This is a genomic window from Pseudobacteriovorax antillogorgiicola (assembly GCF_900177345.1).
Classification (GTDB): domain Bacteria; phylum Bdellovibrionota_B; class Oligoflexia; order Oligoflexales; family Oligoflexaceae; genus Pseudobacteriovorax; species Pseudobacteriovorax antillogorgiicola.
The window spans coordinates 66,158-86,815 of the sequence record NZ_FWZT01000012.1 but is presented as its reverse complement, the minus strand read 5'-3'; the positions used below and the strand labels follow the sequence as shown (position 1 = coordinate 86,815).

Here is a 20,658-nt window from a genome sequence, read left to right as displayed (position 1 = left end):
CGTAACTTATTGAAATTACGAAGTCATTGTCTGCCCACTGTAGGGCTGGTCCTACACACCATCGGCAATCCCATACAGGACTCTTTCGTGTATTCACAGGTTTAGTGATAGTCTATACTCAGAATATCTTAACCTGACTATTATGCGTGGTAGGTACAAACTTTGAGGTATCTTTGTTTCTTTGTTTGGGGGTTCTGGGCATCGCTTGTCCAAGGTGAAACCGTCTATGTCTATCCTGGCAATCTGCCCATCTCGGGAGTTGATGGTCGAGAAACCGTTGAGGGAATCATTCCAAGCTTGATCAGCGCTGCATTCGATCGGGTAGGGATTAAGTCGCAGTTTCAAGTTCTGCCGTTTAAAAGAGCTCTCGCCGAAGCAACACTGGGTCGAGGTTTAGTAGCTGGGATTATTTCAACTCCGGAGCGACGGAAATCACTTCAGTTTTCAGCACCGATTTTCTACAGCTATATTGGGTTGATAACTCGTCAGAAGGATAAGTTCCAAAAAGACGCTCTCGTCAAACTTCATGGTAAAGCAGTGGGAACAAAGCTAGGCTTCCGCTTCCCGGAGCCGTTGGAGGGTAAGGTAAGAAAAGGCTTGGTGGATCTGGTTTATGGCAGTCATGAGGTGAACCTGGAAAGGCTCTTGAAAAAACGCATATCCGCCATAGCCCTGAATCTAGAAACGGCCAAGCTTCTGAAGCTCGACCACCCAAAAGCCTTTAAGAAGCTCAATATCATTTCATTTCAGGATATGAGAGTTGATTTCTACCTCGCTGGAAAAAAAGGAAAGTACGACGTCCTCATAGAGGAGTTTAATCGTGGCTTTCAACAAGTTCCCTTGGAGCAGAGAACGCTTATTATCGATCGGGTCTTCCGCAAGCTTGGTCGTACTACAGCAGCTCACAAATAATCTTTCAGATATTCCCCAGTCACAGATCGCTTCAACCTTGCTACTTTCTCAGGTGTCCCTTGGGCCACCAGCTTGCCACCACGGTGTCCGCCTTCAGGGCCAATATCGACGATCCAGTCAGCGCATTTAATAACATCAAGGTTATGCTCGATAATCACGATAGTATTACCGTTGTCCGCTAATCTTTGTAAGACCCTCAACAACTGAGCAATGTCATGAAAATGAAGGCCAGTGGTCGGCTCGTCCAGAATATACAGGGTTCGGCCTGTGTCGCGCTTCGCAAGCTCGCGAGCGAGTTTGATTCGTTGGGCCTCTCCTCCGGAAAGCGTCGTTGCCGATTGACCTAACTTGATATAGGACAGACCGACATCCATAAGGGTGGTTAAGACTTCGAGAATCTTAGGGTGGTTGGCAAAAACGTCACAGGCTTCGGCCACCGAAAGATCTAGCACATCTGCAATGGAACGTCCTTTGTACAAAATCTCGCAGGTCGAATCATTGAAGCGGCGGCCTTGGCAAACTTCACAAGGCACGAAAACATCTGCAAGGAAGTGCATCTCGACTTTAATAGAACCATCTCCCTGACAGTTTTCGCACCGGCCTCCTTTGACATTGAAGCTGAAACGGCCTTTTTTATAGCCTCGCAGCTTCGATTCTGGAAGCAAGGCGTAGAAGTCTCGAATCAAGTCAAATACCTTAGTATACGTAGCTGGATTGCTTCGAGGGGTTCGGCCAATGGGCTTCTGGTCGATGTTGATGATTTTATCGATATGCTGGATACCCTCGATCTTATCGTGGGAGCCCACAGCTCGCTCACTATGATGGAGCTTCTTAGCAATAGCGGGGTAGAGGATTTGATTGATCAAGGTCGATTTGCCTGCACCCGAGACTCCAGTTACTGCAGTCATGACTCCCAAGGGAATATCGACGGTAATATTTCTCAGGTTGTTTTCTTTGGCGCCGATGATTCTAATTCGCGGACTAGACGGCGTCACATGACGTCTCTCTTCAGGAACTTCGATGTTCAGCTTGCCACTGAGATACTTGCCTGTAACTGAAGTCCGTGCTCGCTTGATCTGGGCTGGTGTACCGTGTGCTGTAATCTGTCCACCTTCTACCCCGGCCCCAGGGCCGAAATCGACAACGTAGTCAGCCTCTTCAATGGTCTCCTGGTCGTGCTCTACGACGATCAAGGAATTACCCAAATCGCGGAGCTTGCAAAGGGTATGCAGCAGCTTTCGGTTATCACGTTGGTGAAGCCCGATAGACGGCTCATCGAGAATGTATAAGACACCTGTCAACTCGCAACCTATCTGAGATGCCAGACGTATCCGTTGAGCCTCGCCACCGGATAAGGTTGGCCCGTGGCGATTCATATTCAAATAACCAAGCCCAACGTTCACCAAAAACTCAAGTCGGTTGATGATCTCTTTAATCAATTCTTTAGCAATGAGTTGTTGATTGCCCGTGAGTTTCAGGCTCTTGAAGAACTTGAGCGCGTCTTCGATGGATAAAGCGCAGATATCCATGATGGATTTTTCAGCGACAAAGACTGTCAAAACCTCGTCCTTCAATCGCATACCCTGACAGCTGCTGCAAGGACTTGAAGACATATACTTCTGATACCAGGTTTTCATGGAGTCTGACTTAGTCTTCAAGTAGCGACGCATATAGCTGTGGAGCAGCCCCTCGTACTCGTGCGTCCAAGTACCGGCACTCTTTTCTCCTTCCCAAGAGATGGTGAGAGTCTTATCGCCACCATGGAGGATCAAATCCTTTTGCTTCTTAGGTAGACTCTTCCAAGGTGTGTCAAAGTCTATTCCCCATTGTGTCTCCATCGCTAGGAAGCGCTCCTTACTCCACGATCCGCCCTTATCTTCACCGCCATTGGTAAAGTAGTTCTGCCAGGGTACAACGGCCCCTTCGCGGATACTCAAGTTCTGGTCAGGAATGAATTTGTCGGGGTCCATGGCCATCACCGTACCAAGCCCGTTACAGTCGGTGCACATCCCTTGGGGGGAGTTGAAGGAAAACAAGGGTGGATCAAGTTCAGGGAAGGCAAAGCCGCAGCAGCTCCGTGCCTCGCTCATGCGCATGTCCTTACCGTCGACGACATGCACCACCAGCTGGCCTTTGCCAAGTTTTACAGTAGTTTCTACAGAATCTCGGAGGCGGGTACGAAACTCAGGGGCTCGCTTCTTGATGGCTAGTCGATCAACCACGACCTCGATGGTGTGCTTCTTATGTTTCGTTAAAGCTTGTACATCGTCGATGTTGCTGACGACACCGTTGACGCGAACACGGAGATAGCCTTCCTTTTTCAGCTCCTCAAGCAAATCTTTGTGCTCCCCCTTTCGATTTTCGATAATGGGAGCAAGGAGTAAAACTTTTGTCTTCGGTTCCAGCTCTAAAATCTGATTGGCCATGGATTCCGGGTCTCCACGGCCAACCTCTTCACCGCATTTATGGCAATGTTGAATGCCAATGCGAGCGTAGAGGACCCTTAAATAATCATAAACTTCAGTGATAGTTCCCACAGTGGACCGTGGGTTTTTACTGGCAGCTTTTTGCTCAATTGATATGGTGGGAGACAAGCCTCGGATTGTTTCATATTTGGGTTTGTCCATTTGCCCTAAAAACTGCCTGGCATAGGAACTTAAAGACTCTACGTAGCGCCTTTGCCCCTCGGCGAATATAGTGTCGAAGGCCATGGAAGATTTGCCAGATCCTGAAACGCCGGTAAAGACAACGAGCTTTTGTTTGGGGATGGTAAGGTTGATGTGCTTAAGGTTGTGCTCTTCAGCTCCCTTAACTTCGAGTTGATCATCGAAGCCTGTCTTCTTGCGTGTCATACTCCGCCTCCATTATGAGCTAGGTAGAATACCATATTTTTGTATGGATTCAACAAGGACTTGACTAATCCGTGAAATAAACCAACATGCGTCATGCCTACGAAACACTTTAGAGGGATCTCCATGTACGTTGTAATGTCTTTGTTTGCTGCACTCCTCTCTGCTGTTCCGGCTTCTTGGCTGGATCGTATCGCAGGTGGCCTTGCCACCCTTTGCTTTGACATCTTGCGCCTGCGTCGGGCTTTGGTCGTAAAAAACTTAGAGATTGCACTGGGGGACGTCTATGAACCCCACGAACGTTTGGCTATAGCTCGTGATTCCTATAAGAACTTCGTCTTGACAGCCTTTGAGTTTATCCGATCCAAGTACCATGACATTTCTGCCAATGTAGATATTCAAGGAGAGGAGAATCTCCGTCAAGCCTTAGAGCAGGGGCAGGGGGTCTACATACTGTGCTTCCACCTTGGAAATTGGGAGGCTATGGGTTCCTACATCACCAGAAACATTGCTCCAGCCCACGTTCTGGTCAAAAAGGTTGGTGGTGGAGGGATGAATCGTTTTGTCGAGGAGAATCGTGAGCACAATGAGTTCTTGTGGGTCAAAAGACAAAAGAAAGGCGATGGCTTCAAGGCAATAGTCGATATCTTAGATCGCAATGAGATCGTTGGGTTTGTCATGGATCAGGCACGTCCGGGGGAGCCGAGACTACCTTTTTTCGGGACTCCAGCCAAGACGAACACCAGCTTTGCTGCCATTTGGCAACGCCGACAAGCTCCGATTGTTCCTGCCTTTATGCACCGCAAGTCGGTAGGCAAGCATGTTCTGGAAGTGATGCCGGCTATCAACCTTGAGACTAGTGATAATACCGAGCAAGATATTCTCGATCACTCAGTCTTGTTTAACAAGGAAGTCGAGAAAGCAGTCCGCAAGTATCCAGACCATTATTTCTGGCTTCATAACAGGTGGAAAAGCTAGCGCAGAACATCTCAATAGCTCTTCTTAGTAGCTGCGGTTGAGTAGGGCTTCTCCCAAGCCTCTGATGAGCTTCACACGATCCCCAAACGGCTCTAAATTAACAAAGGCCTTCTGGGTCAATTCCTCGGCCATCTTGCGAGCATCAGCAGCAGTCATCAAGGCAAGATATGTGAGCTTACCCTGAGCTAAATCCTTGCCCTTTGACTTCCCGGTGCCTTCAGTGTCGTCGAGCAAGTCGTCGATGACCTGAAACGCAATCCCCAGATTGAGACCGAAATCATAGAAGCGATTTGCAGTATCATCATCTGCTTCGGCTGCAAGGGCTCCCACCTTACAAGCACAGGCAATTAACTTCCCTGTCTTGTGACTATGGATGAAATTAAGATTCTCGATGGTGAAGGAGTCTTTTCCGGTCCAGAACATATCTTGGTCCTGACCGAGAACCATTCCACGACCACCCCCAGCATCAGCGAGGCTCGATATAATCTGTGACTGAAACTTATGTGGAATATCCGGGTTTAGAGCTATGTGAAAAGCGTCTGTGAGCAGTGCATCTCCGGCCAGCAAGGCTGTGGGCTCGTCAAATTGCTTGTGGACGGTGGGTCGCCCCCGGCGCATGTCGTCATCGTCCATACATGGGAGGTCATCATGAATTAAAGAGTAGGTGTGAATCATTTCCACCGCCATTGCTGGCCCTAAGGCAGCACTTTGCTTGCCTTCGAGCCCGCTGCTGGCTAGGAGCGTTAAAAGGGGGCGTATTCGCTTGCCACGGCCATCTAGTGCGTATTGACAAGCACCGTGAACGGGCGACGCGCTGTTGTAGCGGGTTTGAGCAAGCTGTCGCAATTGGACTTCGATGTAATCCTGAAACAATTTGATTTCACTCGGAAAATTCAACCCTGGCTCCTCTGCAAATGTGAGTCGCCATTACAGCATCAATCAAGATCTGTGACAAGAGCTTTCCCGGTGCTATCAGGCCCTAGCGGAGAGTTGCAGTACGGGATGTGTTAGGCAACTGAATCGGGGTGAGTTGCAGTGTCTGACTCTTCGTTATGGTCGTCGCCTAAGAGGAACTCTCTCGATTTGTTGTTAGTATTAAAGAAGTGAAAATTGGTTTTCTGCTTTTTCGATTCGCGGACAGAGCTGTCGATATCAATGATGCCAATGAATTCAGTACGATTTAAAGGGTCCACATTGATGATCAAGCTGTGAACATGGTTGAAACAGAAGTAGAGCCCTAAGCCAGCACCACCACTAATGGAGTCGTCAAGGTTGGTGATGTTTTCTCCTTGAAAACATTTGCTCAAGTAGCTCATCACGTGGTCTCTTGTAATCGAGCCGAATGGATCGGTAACTGAAATCGCCAGCCGCTTCCCATCGCTGCCAAACTCAAGGCGGGCAGCCTGTTCGGGAGTCAGCTGGATTCGATTCGTTCGCTTCAGGTGATTGAAGAGCCTATTTCTTTGCCTATCTACTGGTGCATCGTAAATCGCGTTCATCAGAAACTCTTCAGTAACCGTCTCAACGTCGTTTAAAATCGAGCGCCTGAGGCCCATATTCCGGCATTGATCCTTCAGACATTCAATATATTCTTGGCGATTTTCGGAGTCTCGGACGTGGAAGGTCATGGTGTGAGCACCCCAGCCCAAGTACTTCTTCATACCAAAAATATCGCGGTGGAGGATCTTTGACACTGTTCCTAAAAGATCGCGGCTACTGAGGCGATTATGACGATCTTTGGCGATGAAGTTTGTAAATCTTTCCATATTCTCCAAATAGGGATAGATGGAATTGAGGCCAGATTTCGCCATGATGATTGCATGAGGCTCTGGTTGCAGTAGCCCTTTGGAATTCAGGTGCTTATGGCCTTCGATATCAAGAATGTAAAGGTTGTATTTATACTGGAGACTCAGGCTTTCGAGTTCCCGAAGGGACTTAGCGGCAATAACCTGACTGCCTGAGGCAGCGAGAATACGAACGCCATCCCGTCGGTTTCGGTTGTCAGAGTCATAGAATAATATGCGATTCTTCTGCATAGTGTCAGTCCGGCCACTTATCTTGTAGAGCTTCTCGTTGCTTCTTTAGTTCGGAATTTATGGGAAATAGTTGACTGTTGTCCGTAACAAGCGGATATCGCCGACTAATTCAGCCACTATTGCTTAGCGAGGAAAGCCATGCTAGATTGCCAACTACCGAAAATGCTTGATTAAAGGTTCGTTTCCGGCGAACTCTGCCATGAAAGCTTGGTCTAGTGGGAGTTATCGTGGGCCCTGAGATTGTGAATCAGCCAAGTGAGTACTTTCTAGACGAGAGCGTACTGCTGCGTGTTTGGAATTTGCGAAAGAACACGAGTTTAATCCTGGATATCTGTAAGTTGTTTCGTCGTTCTTCCGAAGAAGGGCTGGCATCGATCAAATCCATCCAGGTGGATGACGATGGAGCGAATATATCCTATTGGCTCCATCGAATGAAAGGCAGTGCGTTGAATGTGGGGGCGACCCGTTTTGCAGAGTTGGTTGAAAGCCAAGAGCAGCAGGTCCTTCATGATAGTCAGCTATACATGGCCCGAAGGCAGTGGAACCTGCAGCGTTTGAATGAGTCTTACCAGCGCACCCTGCAATCGCTGGATCGATTTTTAGAAGGATTGAGTGCTCAAGCCTGAGCTCGTTCGTATTTCTCCTACCAGCCTTGATATAGAAAAGCTTCGCGACATTCGATAGAATTCTAAGAAATAGATAATAGAGGACTCATGTCGAATTTCACGCGATTTGCAAAGAATATTGGCCGCTATCTGAGGCAAAAAGGAAAATTTGAGGCAGCACCCGATACAATGTGGTCGGGGGCGAGCAAGAGACAATTTCATCGTCATCACCTGCGAGGAATCGATGGCTTCTACCTTGTTTTAGAGGGATCATCCTTCCCACTAGTGAATGTTAGTAATGGCGGGACATGTATCGAATCAAATGAAAAGCGCTTCGCCATCGATTACCTGGAAAAAAAAGTCTACCGCGCGAATCTCTATATTCTTGGCAAAAGTACTGAACTCCCAATGTCGATCCACTATGTTCAAGGTGAATTGATCGGTTTTGCCTTTCCCGACCAGCCCGAGCTTCGCAAGCTTTTGGATGAAGCCTTGTACTACCTCGATGCAGGTCTATTTCTCAAGACCTTGGTAAAGAGCCAGGTTAGCTCCTTTTTTCAAAGCCCTGCCTGGAGTTCTTATTCATCCTTCAATGGGGTGGTTGAAGTTCACACATCCACCTCTCTCACAGGAGAGCTTGATGAGGTGAATATCTCGTATATACAAGGTTTCTATCGTGAGTATACAGTGTTTTCCCATAAGGCGATCACAGTTTCAAGCTCTCCAGAGCGGGTCCTACTGATCGGTGACAAAAAGCAAATTCTGCGCAACTGCTTGCTGGTGATTTTGGGGTTCCGGCAGATAGGAAAAACAAAAGTATTTGACCAATTGATCGTTGCAGCTATTGCACTTCTGAGGAAAGATCTGACTCGTAGCCAATAATTGAGCCATATTTGCAAGTATGATCGAATGCTTTCTCAAGTCCGCGACGATGCTTGAGGCAGTGAACTGCTCGTAGCACACCACCATGTGAAACCGCTAGTGAAACGGATTGTTGTCGATGCTCCTCGTGAAAATCCTGTAGTCGATTAACTAAACTTTCAAATGATTCTCCACCTGGAGGACTTTGATGCACAAAGTTGCTTGCCCAAACATCGATTTGGTCTTTGGCAATTTCACCCCAGGGCTTCTGTTCCCAGCGCCCAAAATTTAGCTCACGAAGCCTGTCGTCAACACAAACTTGCTTTTGTGGAAAAAGATCATGAGCGAGCCTGAGGCATCGCTTGGAAGGACTAGAGAAAACCTGTTCGATATTAAGCTTACTAAGTTCCTCTGCAATATGATCAAGCTCTTGCAGGTAGCTGTCAGCGAGCGGCATTTCGCTTTGCCCATAGCATAGACTTTGGAGGTTTTCGATTGTAGTATGACGAAGATAAAAAATCATAAGCAGAAAACCAGCGTAAAAAAGCTGCCTCGCCCAAGATCGGACGAGGCAGCGATGCTCTAATTATTTGTCGACGATCATGATTTGCTCACCTCTTAGGGTGCCCATGATCAATTGTCCTTGGTACTCCTCCACAGCAGTCACGGCAGAAGCGACAGATCCATTGGTATCGTGGTAGCTCCGGATGAATTCTCCCTCCGGTGATACAACGACCACGAATCCATAGGCAGCAGGCTGAGGGAATAGGTTTCGAGGTAAATTTGAAAGTAGGTTTTTGAGCTTCGGAAACATCTGAAGAAAGTCGATCAACTTGCTACGAGTCGAGAAGAAGGCAATCAAGAAGTTGCCATCGCTATCCCGAGCTAGTCCATCAGGGCTTCCTGGTAGATTGCTCAAGAATACTTCAGCTGTTCCAGCCTTTTCACCTTTGAGCCAGTAGCGAGTCATTCGGTAGCGTGATGTTTCATTCACAAGAATGAAGTCTTCGTCTTGGCTCAATGCAACACCATTGGCGAAGTAAAGGCCCTCTACAAGAACCTCAACAAGGCCTGTGCCAGGGTTATAGCTCATTAAACGACCGTTGCCGCGAGCTTCAAGAACATCGAGTTCGAAGTCTTCAAGAGGAAACTTATAACTGGCATCAGTAAAGTAAATCATGCCATCTGAAGCAACCTTTACGTCATCTGTAAGGCGGAAAGGGACGCCCTCAGCTTGATCTGCAAGAACTGATACGTCACCGTTGGGAGTTACTTTGAGAAGTCCAGAATATGGCTCCGCAACAATGAGGTTGCCTTCAGCATCAAAGTCCATTCCTAAGGGATGACCACCTGTGTAGGTTACATTTTCTACTGTGCCGTCGAATGAAACACGTTTCACATAACCATCAGCGGTTCCTGTGTAGATCCAGCCATCGGGGCCAATAGCAATATCTTCAGGGCCATCCAGCAGGCCAGCACCTAAATACTCAGCGTCTTTGAGCAGTTGGTTGGGTGCCAGAGCGCCCTCGAGCTTGGGGGCTTTGCCGGGCTTGAATTTCACAGCATCTACCTTCGACCCTGCACTTGCAGCACTTGCAGAAGCTACTAAAATCATTGAGAGAAGGATGTTTTTCATAAGCAGAGACTCCTAAACTTGTGTGTTACGATGCGGTGTGGTTACCATGGAGGGGTTGCTTGTTCAAGACTTGAACTCAGTGTAGCGCTCAAAATGAACATAAAATGGCGTCACAAGCCTTCCAACAAGGCTTTAAAAAACCCCGCTCCAACCAGTAAGGTTTGAACATAAAAAGAGAAAAATTGTGATTTCGGCACACTGCTGAGTCGCCCCGAGGCAGTCACCCGTGTAACCACCAATTCGTTTAGATAGCCACATTTTAGTCACTAGGATAAGGCCAAGCCCAAGTGTCAGTAGGGCTGCAATCTGAGTAAAGGGTAGTAGTATAAGAGGAGTCGTTCCTGCGACACCTTGAAACCAGCGGTCCTGCTTCTGGCTATGGCTTAATAGGTTCTTCGCATAGCTGGGAGTCGATCGAGCATAGGGCAGGTACCAAGTAAGAGTACAGGCAGCGAGCCGACTCAGAGGGTGGGCGATCACAAAAGCCCAGGGCACTAGTGGGTCGGCCATCTCCTTTAAGCAAAGATACTTCAAAATAAAGCTAGCAATGAGAGATAAGGCTCCGTACGAACCGAGGCGAGAATCCTTCATAATAGCGAGAACTTTTTCTTTTTCAAATGCCCCGAATAGGCCATCGGCGGAATCGGCAAGGCCGTCTTCATGGAGCCCACCTGTTAACGCGAGGCTCAGAATCAATGTAAGAATGATTGCAATATCACGAGACCAAATCTGAATCATGGCCGTATAACTCAGGGCTAGAATGGCTCCTAGGATCAGCCCAACTAAGGGAAAGTATCGCAGGGAGCGCTCTAGGTCCTCCTTTTGCAACTCTGAAAGGTCTATTGGTATGCGTGTAAAAAAGCTAAGGCTCACAAGCAGCCATCGTGAATTTTGACCAAATTTCATAGTGATCGGCTCACTTCTGCCTCTTTAAAGCTTGCCATGGAATTAAGGAAGCAAACCGCAGACTCCAAAAGGGGGTAGGCAACGGCAATGCCCGTACCTTCGCCGAGTCTCATGCTTAGATCGAGAACGGGCTCGACACCGAGGGTTTCTAAGATGATGCGATGCCCGGGAGAGGCAGAGCGATGACAGAAGACCATGTACTCTAAAACATGTGGCTGTAGCGTAACCGCTGCAAGGCCGACAGCACTCATGATGAAACCATCCATCAGAATCAAGATGCCTTCTTCCGCAGCAGCTAGAATGGCTCCGAGAGCTGTGGCCATTTCGAAGCCTCCAAAGGCTTGCATCACTTCAAGTGGGCTTTGAGCCGTAGAATGGTTCTCAAGAACAGCTCGAAGAACCTGACTCTTCTGCCTTAGCTGCCTATCATCGCAGCCAGTTCCCCGGCCGACACAGGCTTCTAGGGGTACATCACAAAGTCGGCTGGTGATAAGGGCGGCTGCAGAAGAATTGCCGATGCCCATTTCCCCAAAGCCAATCACGTTGCTACCAACCTTCTTTCGGGCGAGGACCAGCTTTCGTCCGTGTTCAACGGCAGACTTGAGCTGTTCATTTGTCATCGCAGGGCCTTTCAAACTGTTCTTGGTACCAGGCCCTTGGCGTGCGGGAATGACTTGTGGGTGAGAAAAAGCAATCTTAGTTCCACAGTCGATCAAGCTGAGGTCCAAGTCATGCTGCCTAGCGAAGCAGTTGATGGCAGCACCACCAGCAACAAAGTTCTTTAGCATCTCCACAGTAACTTGCTGGGGATAGGGGCTAATGCCCTCATCCACAAGCCCGTGATCTCCTGCGAAAAGGATGAGAGAGGGCATGTTTAATTTCGGGTTCAAGGTGCCTTGTATCAGAGCTATCTGCTTTGCTAGGTGTTCTAGTTGACCCAGAGATCCTAGTGGTTTGGTTTTCTCATCGATTCGTTTTTGAATTTCAGTCTCTAAGGATCGATTCAACGGTTTGATCATGTGGTCCTCTGTTTTTCGATAATCGCATCTATAGCATGCATATCGAGGTGTTCTTCCAAAGTTTTTGCTAGGCGATCATATTCCATATCACGGCTGACAAGAGCTTCCGCGCCTGCCCATGTAAGTCCTTTTAGTGCCGCTAGGTAGGCGAGAATGGGACGACGGAAATGATCCTCATCAAACAATCCATGGATCAGTGTGCCCATGACAGAATCTTGATAACTGCCATCAGTCACCAGACAGTCTTCTTGGTTGCGCTCATGTATGGAAAAAATGGGCCCTGCTTGATTGTGACGAATCAGTTTGCCCAAATGGATTTCGTAGCCTCTATAGGATTGGCCCGTATCTAAGCCAAACATCGATTGCTCCAGTTTAACTCGGGCTTGGGTGGTCAACTTGTGTCTTTCCATCACGGTTTCATGGGGTAAGACGCCCAGGCCTTGAATTTCAGCGATTGATGATTCGATGCCATTAGGATCACTTACACGTTGGCCTAATATCTGACAGCCCCCACAGATTCCTATGATGGGGCGCTGTTGTCGTGCTCGCTCTTGGATCGCCGCAGCCAGCTCAGTTTCGTAAAGCCATGCGAGATCTGTACTCGTCGACTTTGAACCAGGGATGATAAGGAGGTCGGCATCCAAAATACTTTGGCCATCACTCACATAAGCAACATGGACTCCCAGTTCATGTTCCAAAGCATCGAATTCGTCATAATTTGAGATTCTGGGAAGCCTGATAATAGCAATATCGATCTTCCTTGGAGAGTCACTTAAGAAGTTGGGACGTTCGCTTAAGGCGATAGAATCTTCTTCAGCCAAGCGCAGATTCTTCACATAAGGAACCACGCCCAGGCTAGGGCGACCGGTGCGGTCATCGAGAAAGTCCAGCCCAGGGTCGAGCAGGCTCTTGTCGCCGCGAAATTTATTGATCACGAAACCAGCCACAAGGTTCCGTTCATCGGCATCAAGCAACTCCATTGTTCCCACAAAAGATGCAAATACTCCCCCGCGATCAATATCACCCACAAGCAGCACCGGGGCCTGAGCTTGTTTGGCGACGAACATATTCACGATGTCATTGGCTTTCAGATTGATTTCAGCAGGACTGCCAGCTCCTTCAATGATGACGAGATCATGAGTTTCCCGAAGCTGATCGAGGCTCTGACCGATTGTTTGACGAAGTTCAGGCTTCAGTCTGTGATAATCAAGGGCTGTCATGCTTTGGTGAACCTTGCCAAGGATCACCACCTGAGACCAGCGGTCTCCTTCTGGTTTTAGTAAAATGGGGTTCATCGTAGCGGTGGGAGTCACTCCGGCTGCATCTGCTTGCACTGCTTGAGCGCGTCCGATTTCGGCGCCATCAGGAGTTACGTATGAGTTAAGAGCCATGTTTTGCGCTTTGAATGGGGCAACACGAAGACCTCTCTGTTTGAATAAGCGACAAAGGCCGGTTACTAGCAAACTTTTACCCACCGATGAGGCGGTTCCTTGTACCATCAAAACAGGGCATTTCATGATTCGACTACCTTTTTCAAAGCGTGGATTAGCTGATCGATATCCGGCTTGGGTCTTGGGAAAACTCTTATCCAGCCCGGTAGCTTGTAAGAGGAGCAAGATCGCACCAAGATCTCATGGTGTAACAGATTTTGTTGCAGCCTATCAGCATTTCCAACATTAAGTAGAACGAAGGGGCAATGACCAACGTGCCAGGGAATGCCGAGGTCTTCGATGACACGCAATAGGTAGTCTTGGTTGCTTTGAACCTGAAGGTAGGATTGGCTGACAAAGTTTGATTCCCGGCAGGCTTGCAATCCAGCTGCTTGAGCCAGAGAGCTAACATTCCATGTTGGCGTCTGGTGACTTATGTTTCGAATTATTGATGGAGATCCCTTAGCGTAGCCTAGCCTAATTCCAGGAATGCTATGATCCTTAGTAAATGAAAAAATTTGAACCACATTTTCAGGGTAGTCTTGCCTTGCATCTTGGCTAAAGGGACTCATATGAATAAATGCTTGATCAAGAACAAAAATGCTTTCTGAGAAACGAGTGGCGAGAGAGCGGATCTGATGGCCTGGTATATATGTCCCAGTGGGGCTATTGGGATTACAGATATAGGTAAATACTGGTTTGAAGGACGTCAGGGCTTGCTCAATCGAAGGGATCCCATGCTTGAATCCGTGAGAAGATTGACTTCTCACTTCCCTAAGGTCATAACCCCTTTGACGACAGGCTACAGAAAATTCGCTGAAAGTGGGCTCTAAGATTAAAGCGATGCCGCCACTCTCCTGCCTTGTGGATGCTAGAGACCAAAAAATTTCAGCAGCCCCATTACCGATGTGAATCTGATTAATATCGCAGTGATGCCACTGGCTAATAGCCTTTCTAAGTTTGAAGCAATGTGGATCTGGATACTCATCATATTTTGCTTGCCTGATGACCTGTTCCATTCTACGGCTGGGGCCGTATGGGTTGATGTTAACACTAAAATCCAAAGTATGATGGGAAGCCTGATACTGTGCGATGCCTCCATGTATGCGAGATTCAAGTTGCAAGCTGTACTCCCAGTAACATGACACTGACGCCGAAAAATAGTAGGCCAGCACGTTTAGCGAGCCGCCATGATTCACCTAAGGATTGGAAGCTAAGACCTTGCTCAGGATCTCCAAGCTTATAAGCGCCAGGCTTACTCAGTTGGATCCCTAGGGCTCCAGCCATGGCGGCCATGGGCCAACCACCATTGGGGCTCGGTGTTAAAAAATGGTCGCGAATCATAATTGGAAAGCTCTTTGAGTCTCTTGATTCTATGGTGGCAACTGCCGTGATGAGCAGGGCGGTGATACGAGCTGGCACATAGTTCACCAAGTCGTCAAGTTTGGCAGAGAAGTGACCAATCCAACGCCGTTCGTCCCAATAGCCAAGCATGGCATCTAAAGTATTGATGGCTCGATAGGCAATAGCACCTGGTAATCCAAATATAAGAAAGTAAAATAGGGGTGCGACGAAGCTATCCGATAAATTCTCAGCAATGGAAGACACTGAGGCTCCAATCAACTGTTCTTCTGAAAGTTGGCTGGCATCGCGACTACAGAGACTACGCAGCTCAAAGCGAGCCTGTTCCAGTTGCCCTTGGTCTAGATGGTGCCCTACAGTTTTGCTGGCTAGGCCAAGGGCTTCGAGAGCAAAGCTGGCTTTGAGAACATAGGTACCCAGCAAAACCCATAGCCATGGCCAATGATCGAATAGGTATGACAAAAGAGCAACGAGGCCTGCCCAGACAGCAGGTACGAATAAGGCGATCACCAATCCCCATAAATAGGCAATGACGGGGTCTCCATGTGGAACAAGCTGTCTCATCCAACGGATACTTCGGCCAATCCATACCACTGGGTGCCAGCGATTCGGGTATTCACCAATCACTTGATCTAGAAGTAGGCTAAGCGCTAAGATAGTAAGCAGAAGACTTGGATCATTCATAACTGCTGACTCTTTTGCAAGGCTTTTAAGCCTATCGGTACACCCATGGCTAGTAAATAGGCCTCCTTAGCAAGTGGCACAATCATTTGGTGCGCCCAGCCAGCGAGGTCTCTAAATTGCCTGCCCAGTGCTGATTCGGGCACGATACCGAGACCTACCTCGTTGCTAACGATGATGCTATCGTATGATTGGCTACCGAGAATGCTTAAAATCCCTTGCAGTTGCTCAAGGGTTTGATCGATGCTGTGGCCTTCACAGAGCATGTTCGATAGCCAAAGAGTCAAGCAGTCCCAGATGAGAACATCGCAATCCAAAGATGTTTCGAGCAGAGCCTCTAACTTCAAAGGCTCTTCAATGGTTCGCATATGAGAGGGTCTTTCCTGTTGATGACGCAGAACCCGATCAGCCATTTCATCATCATAGACTTGAGCAGTTGCCAGGTATATGGCTCGCTCATAAGTCTCGGCAAGGCTTAGGGCAAAGCGGCTCTTACCGGATCGACAACCACCGCTAACGAGAAAGATCTGGGACATCAGAATCCTCCTAGAAGGCGATGGTTTGGGTTGTCCTTGATCCACTTGGAAATGCTACCGGCAACAGCATGGTAGACACCTTCGCCGATAAGGTGGCCTAAAGTTGTGTGTTTGCCGCAGTAATAGTGCTGTTTTTCGGTGATGGGGGCAGCTATCACGCAGCAATCAGTTCCTGTACCCGTAGCCTGTCTAGGGCTCATGTAGCTACTGATACGATGATCGAAGACAGCTGCGACCTTCGCCTCAGTAATCATAGCAAGCCCTTCTATAAGGGCTTCATCCGTTAGTCCATGGCTACACTCAACAGCAATGTTGATGGTTCCAATGCGGCCCGATGGTGACGGGTTATCCCCGATTCTCATGGCATTGCCAAGCCCTGCTGTTGCTGTGGCTTTGATCCAGTAGTTTCCAAATGATTGTTGGCGATGGCATGCGTTTTCCAAACGGGCACTAGTCATTAGGCCCACACAGTTGCCTAGACCAGCGTAACTGAGCTGATCGTGTAAGAAAGCGGCTGGATCAACGGGAGGCTGTAAGTCATCGGAGCAAACTCTTAGCCAAGCGACTCCTGAAGCTTGTTTCAGACCGCCGTTGAGGATCGCCCAGGAGGCCACGCGGCAAGGATTTTGAAAGGGAACGTGCAGCAGCCGCTGCATGTGCTCTTGAGTTGAGCTTTTGGTTTGTTCGGATTCTGCTATCATCGAAAAGCCTCGCAGGCTTGGATGAAATTCTCGCATATCTGAGGGTTTGATGCCCAATGAGCATGGACATAGCTGCCAAGGATTTGTCCCTTGCGAAAGCCTTCACGACTAAGCTCCTGGTTTCGTCGTTTGCGTAGCTTATAGCTTTCTGTGATCGAACCATCCATGACAATAGTGGAATACCGAAACTGATGGCCACGGAATCGGGTTCCTGCATCCCCTAAGAAGCTTGGGTCTTGAGTTTCAACTTCAACATAACCAAGGGCTTGTAGTTTGTCCTTCATCGTTACATAGCCGGGCAAAAGCCCAAGCATAGAGTGGGTTTTGCCATCTAGGTCTTGGAGGCTTTCACAAAGGTAAATCAATCCTCCACATTCTCCGTAAATGGGCTTGCCTCGTTCAGCGAAGCTGTGAATGCTAGCCAGCATTGCACTATTGTTTGCCAGCTCGGTGGCAAAAAGTTCAGGATAACCTCCTCCTAGATAAAGGCCATCAGCGTCTGGAATTCTTGAGTCATGGATTGGGGAAAATGGGACGAGTTCAACGCCTAAGCGTCGCAAGCGAGCTAGGTTATCTTCGTAATAGAAGTGAAAGGCTTCGTCCCAAGCGTAGGCAATACGGCAGCGAGTAGAAGAAGGCTGTTCCATGACGTCACTTGCGGTAGGGAGGGATGGTGCGTTTCCAGCAATCTCCAGGATTTGCTCAATATCAAACCATTCTTCCACCATATCTGCCCACGCTTCCAGTTGTGCCTGGGGGACGGCTTGCTCCCTAGCGGTGCTCAAGCCCAGATGTCGCTCCGGAAAAGCGAGGTCAGGCCTCTTTGGTAGACCACCAATCACTGGAAGTTGGCGAAGCGCTTCCTGCAGCAGATTTTTATGGCTTTGGGAACCTACGAAATTGGTAATAAGGCCTGCCACCGGCAAATCAGGCTCGAAATGCAACAAACCCGATTCGATGGCGGCAATGGTTCTTGCCATGCCTGATGCGTCAACTGTGACGAGAACAGGGGCTTGTAGCCAGCGTGCAATCTCCGCCGAAGAGCCAGCGGGACTACGAGGGCTAGCACCATCAAATAAACCCATCACTCCTTCAATCAGAGCAATATCTGCGTCTCGGCTAGCACGTTGAAAGGTTTCGAGAATGGCATCTTGCCCCATGATCCAGCCATCTAAATTGTGACAGGTCTGTTGACTGGCTCGATGATGGTAACTTGGGTCAAGATAGTCAGGGCCGCATTTAAAACTCGCGACCTTTAGTCCGCGACGTCTCAAAGCAATGGTTAGACCAACCATACAAGTTGTTTTGCCGACGCCACTGGATAAACCAGCAACGACCAACCTTGGAATTTGAGCCATCAGTAATCGACTCCTATAAGCGCCTTGCCTCCTTGAGTGAAAGGGTGGCGGACAGCTTGCATCTCTGTAATGAGGTCAGCGTGATCTAAGATCGCCTGAGGCGCATTGCGGCCGGTGACAACCACGGTTACGTGGGGTGGTCGGTTCATCAGAGCGTCTTTGACCTCATTCTTATCAATAAATCCATAATTCATGGCGTATGTAATTTCATCGAGGATTACGATCGGGTGTTGACCATTTTTAATTAAGTTGAGGCTCTGTTGCCATGCTTCAGCAGCAGCTTTTTTATCTTGAGAGATGTCATCACTCTCCCAGGTGAAGCCCTTGCCCATAACGAACATGTCCACTCCATCCAGAGTTTCGGCAAACCGTCGTTCTCCCGTGGGCCACTTGCCTTTGATAAACTGAACAATACCAACCTTTAATCCTCTTCCTAAAGCACGGAATGCCATACCAAATGCAGCTGTGGTCTTGCCTTTGCCTGGTCCTGTGTATACGACGAGCAGCCCTTTCTGGCTTTCATTCATAATAAGTTTCCTCGATAGTCTTCATGCTTGTTTGTTGATATTTGACAATGGAGTCGACGAGACTTTCAATTTGATCATGCTCGCTCATAAAAACATCTTTGATGCCTCGCGCCTTTGCTGCTTGGTAAGTCTTGGGGCCGATAGCAAAAGCGGTCACTTGAGTTATATCAAACCCATAGTCGAAGTCGCAGAGAGCCTTTACTACCGTTGAACTTGGCAACGCTAGGTAGTGCGGTGGTGGAGATACTAGCCTTGTCGCTTGGAAGGTGCGCTCATAACATGGGATTGTCTCGATTTCGGCGGCCCATGGTCGAATATGCTCTAACCATAGAGGCTTGCTATTTGTAGAGCTAAGGATCTTGATGGACTTATTGAAACATGTATCCTTGTGTTTTGCTAAATCGTCTTCACAAAGGCCATGGCTTGTTGAGTTGGCTTGAATTCCATATTTTCTAAGTTCGCGACTGGCCTCCTCCCCAGCAACTGCAAACTCAGCCTTGAAGTTTCGGATGTCCTGTTGAAGGCTTTCTAGCCTTTGAAAAAACATCACCACACATTCTGAGGACGCGAAAAACCAAACTTCGTTTGTGTGATGATTCTGGATGGCTTTGTCAAAGGAATCATAGTCTTGCAATGGAGCCGACTTCACATGAGGCGCTTCAATCACATCAGCCCCCAGATCTCGCAGCTTTCTTGCGAGGCGAGAATTCCCTGGTCTTAAGCGCCCAACCAGGATTCGTTTTGATCTAAGAGGGCGATCTTGAGGGGCCTGTTGCCGAGATCGCAAGCGGTAGCTGACAGTTTCACCAATAATCGCGATTCCTGGGCTGCCGCCGCGGTAGTTATGAATAGTGCTAGCAAGCTGACCAAGTGTTGTCGGGTATTGCTCTTCTAGGGGAGTCGATGCAGCTGTAACATAAATCGCTGGAGTATCATAACAAAAACGACTGCTGGCCAATAGCTTCTGGCAATAGTCTTTGATTCCTGCCCTAGGCATGTACACGACCCGAGTGTTCTCTTGGAGGTCCCTCTGCTGTGTTCCTTGATGGCCTGTTTCAATGGTAACTCCTGAGCTGATCCCTCTTAGGGTCAGCGGCAAGCCGAAACTAGCTGCCGCTCCTGCAGCCGCAGTGACTCCCGGAATTACTTCTACGGCGATACTATGCTGTTCTAGAAGTTTCGCTTCATCCCATGCGCGCCCGAAAATCATCGGATCGCCAGATTTGAGGCGCACAACCGTCTTGCCTGCCTTTGCAGCCTCGATCACTTCTGGATGCAGCAATGGAGCCGAGCCATGACGCTGACGAAGACCCCGATATCCAATGGCAAGTAGTTTGGCACTGGGAGGTGCAAAGCTAAGAATCTGGGGATGAATCAAGTCATCGTAAGCAAGTAGGTCTGCCTTACTTATTAGGTCCTTGGCTCTCAGAGTCAGCAAACGCGGGTCTCCAGGGCCGCCCCCAACTAGATAAACAAGGCTCATGATTTAGACTCAACAGTTTGGACCTCAGCCTTGCGATAGCCGTGACTGAAGTCGGCTGCGTAGAGGCGTGACTCCGCGAAGTCGTGAGTATCCAAGACTTTGCCAATCAGAATCATCGATTGGCTCGTGATCCTAGCTTCTGTTACTTTCTTTGTAATATCTTTCAAAGTGCCCTTCACGATGATCTGTTCAGGGCAGCTTGCCTTATGGACGACTGCCACAGGGCAGTCTTCGCCATAAAACGGAATCAGTTGTCGGGTCACTTTTCGGATTAACGTGATGCTTAGGAACAAAGCAAGGGTTGCTCCTGATTGAGCAAGCACTTCCAAACGTTCGCTTGAAGGCACTGGGGTTCGTCCTTCGCCGCGACTGATGATCACCGTTTGTGAAATTTCCGGTAGGGTAAGTTCTTTGTTCAATGCTGCGGCTGCCGCGACAAATGAAGAAACACCAGGAACGATCTCATAGCTGATTCCAAGTCGATCCATCCGCCGCATTTGCTCAGCTGTTGAACCAAATATTGAGGGATCACCGGTGTGCACCCGAGCGACGTCGTGACCACTGTCGGCAGCTTCTTGAATCACGGTCATGATCTCATCGAGTGTCATCCCAGCTGAATTGAGTACCTTTGCATCACCACTCGCCATGGTGATAACCTCAGGGGGAACTAGCGACCCTGTATAGAGGACCACTGGGCAAGTGCTGATCAGCTTCTGACCTTTCACCGTGATTAGCTCTGGGTCTCCTGGCCCGGCTCCGATAATATATACCTTCATCT

The 20,658-nt window shown here is 48.6% G+C and carries 20 protein-coding genes; 4 read left to right on the top strand and 16 right to left on the bottom strand.

Annotated features, from left to right (window positions below):
* Window positions 1-162 precede the first annotated feature (162 nt).
* Window positions 163-912 (top strand): substrate-binding periplasmic protein, encoded by a 750-nt coding sequence (locus tag B9N89_RS16340; protein ID WP_132320436.1) that lies wholly within the window; start codon window positions 163-165, stop codon window positions 910-912.
* Here B9N89_RS16340 and uvrA read toward each other — a convergent pair.
* Window positions 903-3,764: an excinuclease ABC subunit UvrA gene (uvrA, locus tag B9N89_RS16335; protein WP_132320434.1), complete on the bottom strand. Its 2,862-nt coding sequence runs from the start codon at window positions 3,762-3,764 to the stop codon at window positions 903-905. The two genes, B9N89_RS16340 and uvrA, sit on opposite strands and share 10 nt — an antisense overlap.
* Before the next feature lie 123 nt (window positions 3,765-3,887).
* Between uvrA and B9N89_RS16330 the strand changes: the two genes are divergently transcribed.
* On the top strand, window positions 3,888-4,739 hold the full coding sequence (locus B9N89_RS16330) for a lysophospholipid acyltransferase family protein (protein WP_159455421.1): 852 nt from the start codon (window positions 3,888-3,890) through the stop codon (window positions 4,737-4,739).
* Between the two features lie 24 nt (window positions 4,740-4,763).
* On the opposite strand, the gene B9N89_RS16325 is transcribed toward B9N89_RS16330, so the two are convergent.
* Both B9N89_RS16325 and B9N89_RS16320 read right to left on the bottom strand, forming a co-directional pair.
* The gene (locus B9N89_RS16325; RefSeq protein WP_132320430.1) at window positions 4,764-5,636 is read right to left on the bottom strand and encodes a polyprenyl synthetase family protein; all 873 of its coding nucleotides are present in this window, start codon (window positions 5,634-5,636) and stop codon (window positions 4,764-4,766) included.
* A gap of 110 nt (window positions 5,637-5,746) precedes the next feature.
* Window positions 5,747-6,775 carry a hypothetical protein gene (locus B9N89_RS16320; RefSeq protein ID WP_132320428.1) on the bottom strand — a complete coding sequence of 343 codons (1,029 nt, stop codon included), beginning with the start codon at window positions 6,773-6,775 and terminating at the stop codon, window positions 5,747-5,749.
* Between the two features lie 227 nt (window positions 6,776-7,002).
* Between B9N89_RS16320 and B9N89_RS16315 the strand changes: the two genes are divergently transcribed.
* Window positions 7,003-7,401 (top strand): Hpt domain-containing protein, encoded by a 399-nt coding sequence (locus B9N89_RS16315; RefSeq protein WP_159455420.1) that lies wholly within the window; start codon window positions 7,003-7,005, stop codon window positions 7,399-7,401.
* Window positions 7,402-7,488: 87 nt separating this feature from the next.
* The gene (locus tag B9N89_RS16310; protein ID WP_132320424.1) at window positions 7,489-8,262 is read left to right on the top strand and encodes a hypothetical protein; all 774 of its coding nucleotides are present in this window, start codon (window positions 7,489-7,491) and stop codon (window positions 8,260-8,262) included.
* On the opposite strand, the gene B9N89_RS16305 is transcribed toward B9N89_RS16310, so the two are convergent.
* The 13 genes from B9N89_RS16305 to cobM form a co-directional block, all read right to left on the bottom strand.
* Window positions 8,222-8,764, bottom strand: a complete 543-nt coding sequence (locus B9N89_RS16305; protein WP_132320422.1) for a histidine phosphatase family protein — start codon at window positions 8,762-8,764, stop codon at window positions 8,222-8,224. The two genes, B9N89_RS16310 and B9N89_RS16305, sit on opposite strands and share 41 nt — an antisense overlap.
* A 63-nt stretch (window positions 8,765-8,827) precedes the next feature.
* Window positions 8,828-9,877: an SMP-30/gluconolactonase/LRE family protein gene (locus tag B9N89_RS16300; RefSeq protein WP_132320420.1), complete on the bottom strand. Its 1,050-nt coding sequence runs from the start codon at window positions 9,875-9,877 to the stop codon at window positions 8,828-8,830.
* Window positions 9,878-10,009: 132 nt separating this feature from the next.
* The gene (cobS, locus tag B9N89_RS16295; protein ID WP_132320418.1) at window positions 10,010-10,783 is read right to left on the bottom strand and encodes an adenosylcobinamide-GDP ribazoletransferase; all 774 of its coding nucleotides are present in this window, start codon (window positions 10,781-10,783) and stop codon (window positions 10,010-10,012) included.
* Complete coding sequence (gene cobT, locus B9N89_RS16290) at window positions 10,780-11,802, bottom strand: nicotinate-nucleotide--dimethylbenzimidazole phosphoribosyltransferase (RefSeq protein ID WP_132320416.1); 1,023 nt, start codon at window positions 11,800-11,802, stop codon at window positions 10,780-10,782. Before cobT ends, cobS begins: the two co-directional genes overlap by 4 nt.
* A complete protein-coding gene (locus B9N89_RS16285; protein ID WP_132320414.1) occupies window positions 11,799-13,319 on the bottom strand; it encodes a cobyric acid synthase in 1,521 nt (506 codons plus the stop codon). The genes cobT and B9N89_RS16285 overlap by 4 nt, the downstream gene beginning before the upstream one ends.
* Window positions 13,316-14,356, bottom strand: a complete 1,041-nt coding sequence (locus B9N89_RS16280) for a pyridoxal phosphate-dependent aminotransferase (RefSeq protein ID WP_132320412.1) — start codon at window positions 14,354-14,356, stop codon at window positions 13,316-13,318. Before B9N89_RS16280 ends, B9N89_RS16285 begins: the two co-directional genes overlap by 4 nt.
* Entirely contained in the window at window positions 14,346-15,278 is a 933-nt protein-coding gene (locus B9N89_RS16275) for a cobalamin biosynthesis protein (protein ID WP_132320410.1), read from the bottom strand. Before B9N89_RS16275 ends, B9N89_RS16280 begins: the two co-directional genes overlap by 11 nt.
* On the bottom strand, window positions 15,275-15,811 hold the full coding sequence (gene cobU, locus B9N89_RS16270; RefSeq protein WP_132320408.1) for a bifunctional adenosylcobinamide kinase/adenosylcobinamide-phosphate guanylyltransferase: 537 nt from the start codon (window positions 15,809-15,811) through the stop codon (window positions 15,275-15,277). The genes B9N89_RS16275 and cobU overlap by 4 nt, the downstream gene beginning before the upstream one ends.
* On the bottom strand, window positions 15,811-16,512 hold the full coding sequence (locus B9N89_RS16265) for an adenosylcobinamide amidohydrolase (protein WP_159455419.1): 702 nt from the start codon (window positions 16,510-16,512) through the stop codon (window positions 15,811-15,813). Before B9N89_RS16265 ends, cobU begins: the two co-directional genes overlap by 1 nt.
* Window positions 16,509-17,870, bottom strand: coding sequence for a cobyrinic acid a,c-diamide synthase CobB (locus B9N89_RS16260; protein WP_132320404.1), 1,362 nt, complete (start codon window positions 17,868-17,870; stop codon window positions 16,509-16,511). The genes B9N89_RS16265 and B9N89_RS16260 overlap by 4 nt, the downstream gene beginning before the upstream one ends.
* Complete coding sequence (cobO, locus tag B9N89_RS16255; RefSeq protein ID WP_132320402.1) at window positions 17,870-18,397, bottom strand: cob(I)yrinic acid a,c-diamide adenosyltransferase; 528 nt, start codon at window positions 18,395-18,397, stop codon at window positions 17,870-17,872. The genes B9N89_RS16260 and cobO overlap by 1 nt, the downstream gene beginning before the upstream one ends.
* Window positions 18,390-19,880, bottom strand: coding sequence for a uroporphyrinogen-III C-methyltransferase (gene cobA, locus B9N89_RS16250; RefSeq protein ID WP_132320400.1), 1,491 nt, complete (start codon window positions 19,878-19,880; stop codon window positions 18,390-18,392). The genes cobO and cobA overlap by 8 nt, the downstream gene beginning before the upstream one ends.
* On the bottom strand, window positions 19,877-20,656 hold the full coding sequence (cobM, locus tag B9N89_RS16245; protein WP_132320398.1) for a precorrin-4 C(11)-methyltransferase: 780 nt from the start codon (window positions 20,654-20,656) through the stop codon (window positions 19,877-19,879). Before cobM ends, cobA begins: the two co-directional genes overlap by 4 nt.
* Window positions 20,657-20,658 lie beyond the last annotated feature (2 nt).

Coding starts and splice junctions, on each gene's coding strand:
- uvrA (WP_132320434.1), bottom strand. CDS start 3,764: ATGACACGCAAGAAGACAGGCTTCGATGATCAACTCGAAGTTAAGGGA.
- B9N89_RS16330 (WP_159455421.1), top strand. CDS start 3,888: ATGTACGTTGTAATGTCTTTGTTTGCTGCACTCCTCTCTGCTGTTCCG.
- B9N89_RS16320 (WP_132320428.1), bottom strand. CDS start 6,775: ATGCAGAAGAATCGCATATTATTCTATGACTCTGACAACCGAAACCGA.
- B9N89_RS16310 (WP_132320424.1), top strand. CDS start 7,489: ATGTCGAATTTCACGCGATTTGCAAAGAATATTGGCCGCTATCTGAGG.
- B9N89_RS16305 (WP_132320422.1), bottom strand. CDS start 8,764: ATGATTTTTTATCTTCGTCATACTACAATCGAAAACCTCCAAAGTCTA.
- B9N89_RS16300 (WP_132320420.1), bottom strand. CDS start 9,877: ATGAAAAACATCCTTCTCTCAATGATTTTAGTAGCTTCTGCAAGTGCT.
- cobS (WP_132320418.1), bottom strand. CDS start 10,783: ATGAAATTTGGTCAAAATTCACGATGGCTGCTTGTGAGCCTTAGCTTT.
- cobT (WP_132320416.1), bottom strand. CDS start 11,802: ATGATCAAACCGTTGAATCGATCCTTAGAGACTGAAATTCAAAAACGA.
- B9N89_RS16285 (WP_132320414.1), bottom strand. CDS start 13,319: ATGAAATGCCCTGTTTTGATGGTACAAGGAACCGCCTCATCGGTGGGT.
- B9N89_RS16275 (WP_132320410.1), bottom strand. CDS start 15,278: ATGAATGATCCAAGTCTTCTGCTTACTATCTTAGCGCTTAGCCTACTT.
- cobU (WP_132320408.1), bottom strand. CDS start 15,811: ATGTCCCAGATCTTTCTCGTTAGCGGTGGTTGTCGATCCGGTAAGAGC.
- B9N89_RS16265 (WP_159455419.1), bottom strand. CDS start 16,512: ATGATAGCAGAATCCGAACAAACCAAAAGCTCAACTCAAGAGCACATG.
- B9N89_RS16260 (WP_132320404.1), bottom strand. CDS start 17,870: ATGGCTCAAATTCCAAGGTTGGTCGTTGCTGGTTTATCCAGTGGCGTC.
- cobO (WP_132320402.1), bottom strand. CDS start 18,397: ATGAATGAAAGCCAGAAAGGGCTGCTCGTCGTATACACAGGACCAGGC.
- cobA (WP_132320400.1), bottom strand. CDS start 19,880: ATGAGCCTTGTTTATCTAGTTGGGGGCGGCCCTGGAGACCCGCGTTTG.
- cobM (WP_132320398.1), bottom strand. CDS start 20,656: ATGAAGGTATATATTATCGGAGCCGGGCCAGGAGACCCAGAGCTAATC.